5 protein-coding genes are annotated in these 5,753 nt (G+C 71.7%); 1 reads left to right on the forward strand and 4 read right to left on the reverse strand.

Going from position 1 to position 5,753, the window contains the following annotated elements; all coding sequences use genetic code 11:
• Nucleotides 1-114: 114 nt before the first annotated feature.
• On the reverse strand, nt 115-1,728 hold the full coding sequence (locus AB0C36_RS42320; RefSeq protein WP_358364918.1) for a carboxylesterase/lipase family protein: 1,614 nt from the start codon (nt 1,726-1,728) through the stop codon (nt 115-117).
• Nucleotides 1,729-1,956: 228 nt separating this feature from the next.
• Between AB0C36_RS42320 and AB0C36_RS42325 the strand changes: the two genes are divergently transcribed.
• Nucleotides 1,957-2,892 carry an MBL fold metallo-hydrolase gene (locus AB0C36_RS42325; RefSeq protein ID WP_358364921.1) on the forward strand — a complete coding sequence of 312 codons (936 nt, stop codon included), beginning with the start codon at nt 1,957-1,959 and terminating at the stop codon, nt 2,890-2,892.
• A gap of 82 nt (nt 2,893-2,974) precedes the next feature.
• Here AB0C36_RS42325 and AB0C36_RS42330 read toward each other — a convergent pair whose 3' ends face one another.
• From AB0C36_RS42330 to AB0C36_RS42340, 3 genes are all read right to left on the reverse strand, one after another.
• The gene (locus tag AB0C36_RS42330) at nt 2,975-3,808 is read right to left on the reverse strand and encodes an anti-sigma factor family protein (RefSeq protein WP_358364924.1); all 834 of its coding nucleotides are present in this window, start codon (nt 3,806-3,808) and stop codon (nt 2,975-2,977) included.
• Nucleotides 3,805-4,383 (reverse strand): sigma-70 family RNA polymerase sigma factor, encoded by a 579-nt coding sequence (locus AB0C36_RS42335; RefSeq protein WP_435839235.1) that lies wholly within the window; start codon nt 4,381-4,383, stop codon nt 3,805-3,807. Before AB0C36_RS42335 ends, AB0C36_RS42330 begins: the two co-directional genes overlap by 4 nt.
• A 455-nt stretch (nt 4,384-4,838) precedes the next feature.
• A complete protein-coding gene (locus AB0C36_RS42340) occupies nt 4,839-5,681 on the reverse strand; it encodes an alpha/beta fold hydrolase (RefSeq protein ID WP_358364929.1) in 843 nt (280 codons plus the stop codon).
• Between the last annotated feature and the right edge of the window lie 72 nt (nt 5,682-5,753).

Raw genomic sequence — 5,753 nt, forward strand, 5'->3', positions numbered from 1 at the left:
CGCTACGACAAGACCGCAACCTCCTTCACCGCCGCCCTCACCCTCGCCGCAACCCTCCTCTGGCTCCAACCACCACTTTGAAGACACGACCTAGGCCCGCGGACGGTTGTCGCGCTAGCGTCCAGGCGCTGCGGACGAGTTCCAGAATCCGCAGTGGTGCTCGTCGTCGAAGCTCCTGAAGCGGATGTCCCCGGCGGGGCGGAACTTGAGCACCTCACCGCGCGCTGTCAGGGGCGGCCAGAGGGTCAGCCCCCAGGCGTTGGGCGTACTCGTCCACGCGAACGCGGCCCAGGCGTGCTTCATCCGGTCCGCCATCGCGGCCTGCTGTGCGGTGAACGGCCGCGCTTGCATCGTGAAGTCGAACAGGTACGCCAGTTCCGCGCTGTGTGCGTTGCCCATGTCCAGCCCCGGCAGGTCGAGGCCGACCAGCGGGGGCGATTCCGGGTCGTCGAATTCGTACCGGTAGGTCGGAACCTGACGCCGCAGCAGTTCCGCGGTGACGGATGTCTGGCAGATGAACGACGCGTCGCCGACGATGGCGGACACCGCGTGGTACGGGGAGGCGTACGCCGACAGGGGGTAGCGCGCCAGCACTTCCGGAGCAAGTGGGCCGTACTGCCGTGCCAGGTACGCCGGATACTGGTCCGGGGTCATCGCCACCTGGTCGAGGGCGAACATCCTGCCCTCGGAGCGGGTGCTGCCGATCAGGACCGGCATCTTGTTCCAGTGCCCGGATCCGATGGCGGCCGCGGGGTCGACGGGCAGTGCCGGTACGCCCGACGTCAGTCCCGGCACCGGCAACTGCATGCCGGCCGCGGTCAGCGCGGCCGCCGGTACCGCGCGGAGGCAGGCCGCGGCGGTCGCCGGGTCGGGGCAGCCCAGGCCGGTCGCGAACGCGGTGCCCTGCGCCTGGGCGTCCGCGCGGGACCGTGCCGCCAGGAGGGTGCACGGACCGCTCTGCAGGACCGCCTTCGCGGCGAGGCCGGAGGCCAGGGGAGAGGCGAGGATGCCGCAGACCGAACCGCTGCCCGCGGACTGGCCGGTCACCGTGACATTGCGCGGGTTGCCGCCGAACGCCTTGGCGTTGTCCTTGATCCAGCGCAACGCGGCGATCTGGTCGAGCAGGCCCCAGTTGCCGGACCCCTCGGGCGTCTCCGCGTCGAAGCCGGGCAGGCCCAGGTATCCGAGCGCGCCCAGGCGGTAGTTGATGCTCACGATGATGACGTTGTAGTCGTCGGCCATGGCGCGGCCCGCGAACTGCGTTCCGGTGCCCTGCACGAAGCCGCCGCCGTGGATCCACAGCACCACCGGCAGGACGGCGCCCGGCCGGGTACCGCGGGGCCGGTAGACGTCCAGGTTCAGGCAGTCCTCGCTGCGGGGCTGCGCGGGGTCGATGCCGAAGGCCGCGAACTGCACGCACGCCGGGCCCTGCGTGGTTGCCTCGCGGACGCCGGACCATCGGGCGTGCGGCCGCGGCGCCCGGAAGCGGCGGTCGCCCACCGGGGGGGCGGCGTACGGAATGCCGAGGAACTCCTCGGCACCGTCGTGGACTTGACCGCGAACCGTGCCACTGCTCGTGGCGACGACAGGAGCCGGCGACCCGCCCCTTCCGGCGGCCGCCGGGCCCGCGGTGGTCAGGGCGACGAGCACGCCGAGGGCGACGGCCGCGGCGACGGTCCGGGCCCGGGACCTGAGCGGGCCGCGATGGACTTGTCCTGGTCTGTGCATCACGCCTCCACGGGGAAACGGGGACGGAAAGCAATTATTTCTCGCTCTGAAGTAATCGAGGGGAGAGTACCTCCGGCCCCTTCGTGACCACCAGGTGTCCGAGCGGAATGCAGGAATCCACCACCCCCGGCGATTCCGAGGTGCGACGCCCGGACGGGTGATGGCGCGGCAATCGCCGGGCGGTGTATGCCAGTACCAGGCACAGCCGACGGCCAGGGGGAGACCAGCATGAGCGTGTCCGAGCACGTACACGGAACCGGCACGATCGAACCGGCCCGCGTCGAGGAGGTCGCCGACGGGGTGTTCGCGTACGTGCAGCCCGACGGCACGTGGTGGATCAACAACACGGGCTTCCTGATCGGCGACGGTGGCGTGATCGCCATCGACAGTTGTGCGACCGAAGCCCGGACGAGGGCGTTCCTGGCGACGATGGCCAGCGTCTCGGGAGGGGCCCCGGTGCGGACTCTCGTCAACACGCACCACCACGGCGACCACACGCACGGCAACTACCTGTTCCCCGCGGCGACGATCGTCGCGCACGAGAAGACGCGTGCGGAGATCCTCAAGTACGGCATCATCGAACGGGAGTTGGTGTGGCCCGGCGTCGACTGGGGCGACCTGCGGGCGGTGGCGCCCTTCCTGACCTTCACCGAGTCGGTCACCCTGCACGCCGGGGAAACCCGGGCCGAGGTACGGCACTTCGGGGTGTCCGCGCACACCTCGAACGACTCGGTGGTCTGGCTGCCGGATCAGCGCGTGATGTTCACCGGCGACCTGGTCTTCAACGGCGGCACCCCGTTCCTGCTCATGGGTTCGCCGAGCGGGTACCTGCAATCCCTGGAGCGCCTGCGGGAGTTCGGCGCGCAGACGCTGGTGCCCGGACACGGACCGGTATGCGGCCCCGAGCAGATCGACGTCGCGGCCGGCTACGCCGCGTTCGTCAAGGAGACGGCGCTGCGCGGCCGCGCGGCCGGACTCGACCCGCTGGCCCTCGCGTACGGGACCGACTTGGGCGACTACCAGGCGCTCACCGACAGCGAACGGCTCGTGGGCAACCTGCACTCCGCCTACGCGGAACTGGACGGCGGCGTGGTCGACGTCTTCGGAGCCCTCGCCGACATGGTCGCGTTCAACGGCGGCAGGCCGCTGAGCTGCCGCGCCTGATCGACGGACCGGAACACCAAGGGGCCCCGCGCGCGTTGCGCGGGGCCCGATCCACTACGCCCTGGGGCCGACCGTCATCGCGTCACATCGGAATGGCGAGCAGCATCCTGCCCTCCACGGTCCGGACCTCGAAGCGGTCGATGGCTTCCTTGCCCATCGAGGTGCCGCCGTGGAACACCAGCGGCTTCTCGCTCTCCGGCACGCCGTAGCCGGACGCCGGCACGGACCACGTGCCCATGACCTCCGACGTACCGTCCTTGCCGACGGCGATCAGGTTGCAGCGCAACGGTCCGCGCAGGCCCCGGAGTTCGAGGCCGATGTGGCTGCCCCAGCCTTTGCTGTCCACGCCGAGGTAACCCTGCACACCGTCCGGCCCCTGCACGAAGCCCTTGGCGGGGTGGCGTTCGCCGGCCACCAACAGCTCGCCCGCCGGGCTCATGTGCCTGGCTTCGGAGGACGAAGACTCGAATCCGCCGCCGATGCCGATGCCGGCGACCAGCAGGACGACGGCCGCCGCGGCCGCGGCGATGCCGATCCCGACCCGGCGGGCGCGTTCCCGCGCGGAACGCCGGGCGCCGAGGTCGACGACCGGTGCCCCGGACGGATCCGCCACCGGCGTCCCCGCTACCGGCGTCCCTGCGGATGCCGTCCGCGCCGCCGCCTCGACGCGGGGGACCTCGGGGGCAGGAAACCGGGCGACCCGCGGCGTGCCGGTCGGTTCCCCGATCCCGGGCATCGGGGTGAACGCCTCCGCCTCGACACCCGCGAACAGGCCGCGCATGTCCCCCATGTCGTCCAGCTCCGCCTGGCATCGCTCGCAGGTGACCAGGTGCGCTTCGAAGGCGTCGCGGTCTTCGTCCTCGAGAAGCCCCAGGGCGTACGCGCCCACATCGGTGTGCTCGACCGGCGCGCTCATGCGTTCACCCCTCTCTCTTCGAGTGCGAGCTTCAGGGCCCGCACCGCGTAATACACGCGGGACTTGACCGTGCCCACCGGGATGCCGAGGGCCTCGGCCGCCTGGTTCACACTGCGGTCGCGCAGCACCGTCTCCACCAACACCTCGCGGTGCGCCTGGGACAACGACTGCAAGGCATCGGCCACGACCATGCTACGCAGCAGTGGTTCGACCTGGTCGTCAGCTGGTACGTGCTCCAACGGTTCCGGGTTCACTTCCCGGGGGCGCGCACTTTTGGCTCTGCGGTCGTCGATGACGATACGCCGGGCGACCGTCGCCAACCACGGCATGAGCGAACGAACTTCGTCGTTCGGGTCGATGCGGTCGGCGTTGCGCCACGCGCGCACCAGGGTCTCCTGGACGACGTCCTCGGCCCACTGCCGATCGCCGCCCGTGTGCTTGAGGCAGAACGACAGCAGCGGCACCGAGTAGCGGCGGTACAACGTCTCGGCGAGCTCGTCGCCGTGCGGGGGCCGGTCGGCGGCCGGCGGCGCCGCGGCCGGCTCCTCGGGTATTCGCCCGTCCCCGGACCGCATGGCCGCCAGGACGTCCTCGTCGCCGCCGCGCGCCGCGGGCACGCTCGCGTTGTCGGCCGGAACGGCCGCCAAGCCGCCCGCCGAACGGCCCCACGACCGTCCGCCCCGGGCGGAGAAGATCTTCATGACTCCGGGTCCTCGATTCCTCGGCCGACGGGATGGCTGTCGCGGGAAGGCTAGCGCCGTCATGTTTCCCGCACGGCAAACGGTGCGCGAAACCTGGGAATTCAGGAGAATTCCGGCCCGCTGTGAACCACGCGCGGCAGGTTCCGCGTACCCCCAGTACCGGGGCCTCGACGGGCGGCCGAATCCGCGATCCGCCCGACTGCTTCCGGGCGACGGCACGGAAGGCGCGTACGGACGCCCCCACCACCGAAGTCATACCGGTTCCCCCAGCGACCAACTCTCTTGTCCACAGAGGCGGTTACATGACCGCTCGGCTCGCGCGCCCTGCGCTATCCGAGAGCGAGCATCGCCTCGGCGACCTTGCCGAAGGCAGTGTCGGGGATCGCCGTGGCGGCGTCCTCGAGGACGAGCAGCCGCGCGCCGGGGATCTCGCGGGCGATCGCCTCGCCGTTGCCGACGGGGAAGAACGGGTCGCGGCGGCCGTGGATCACGAGCGCGGGGACCTTGATCTCGGGCAGGCGCTCGCGCCAGCGGGGTGTGCAGTCGAGCGCGGAGAACACCATGCCCAGCTGGTTGGCCATCTGGACCGGGGGTGCGGTGCCGGGCGTACGGTCCCAGATGCGCACGGCGGTTGCGCGCGCGGCGGCGGGGTCGTCGCCGAGGATCTCCGCGCCGCCGGCGGCGAAGTCCGCGACCGCCTCGCGGTCGGTCCAGTCGGGCATCGGACTCGCGAACAGTCGGCCCATGGCCGCCTCGTCGTGGTCGGGGAGGTCGTCGTCGGGCGGCCCGGGCGCAACCGCGCGGGTACCGACGAGCGTGAGCGCCGAGAACGCGGCCGGATGGTCGAGCACGGCCACCTGGGCGACCATCCCGCCGACGCCGATCCCCGCGAGGTGCGCGGGCCCGCCGCCGAGTGCGTCGGCAAGGGCCGCGGCGTCGGCGGCGAGGTCGCGCAGGGTGTACGCGGGCGCCTGCGGATCCGCGGTCGTCGACTCCCCGCTGTCGCGCAGGTCATAGCGCACCACGCGGCGCCCGCCGGCGGCGAGGCGTTCGCAGAGCGCGTCGGGCCAGGAGAGCATGGTCGTCCCGCCGACGAGCAGGACGAGCGGCGCGTCGGCGGCACCGAACGACTCGATGCCCAGGACGATTCCGTTGACTTTGATTCGGGTCATGCCGGTGCAGACCCGATCCGCCGCCCGAACTCATCGGTCGCGCGCAAAGAGGGGGTGCGGCCGCCCCCCCGG

It is taken from the genome of Streptodolium elevatio (assembly GCF_040649515.1).
In the GTDB taxonomy this organism is placed as follows: Bacteria; Actinomycetota; Actinomycetes; order Streptomycetales; family Streptomycetaceae; genus Yinghuangia; species Yinghuangia elevatio.

Coding starts and splice junctions, on each gene's coding strand:
- AB0C36_RS42320 (WP_358364918.1), bottom strand. CDS start 1,728: ATGCACAGACCAGGACAAGTCCATCGCGGCCCGCTCAGGTCCCGGGCC.
- AB0C36_RS42325 (WP_358364921.1), top strand. CDS start 1,957: ATGAGCGTGTCCGAGCACGTACACGGAACCGGCACGATCGAACCGGCC.
- AB0C36_RS42330 (WP_358364924.1), bottom strand. CDS start 3,808: ATGAGCGCGCCGGTCGAGCACACCGATGTGGGCGCGTACGCCCTGGGG.
- AB0C36_RS42335 (WP_435839235.1), bottom strand. CDS start 4,383: ATGCGGTCCGGGGACGGGCGAATACCCGAGGAGCCGGCCGCGGCGCCG.
- AB0C36_RS42340 (WP_358364929.1), bottom strand. CDS start 5,681: ATGACCCGAATCAAAGTCAACGGAATCGTCCTGGGCATCGAGTCGTTC.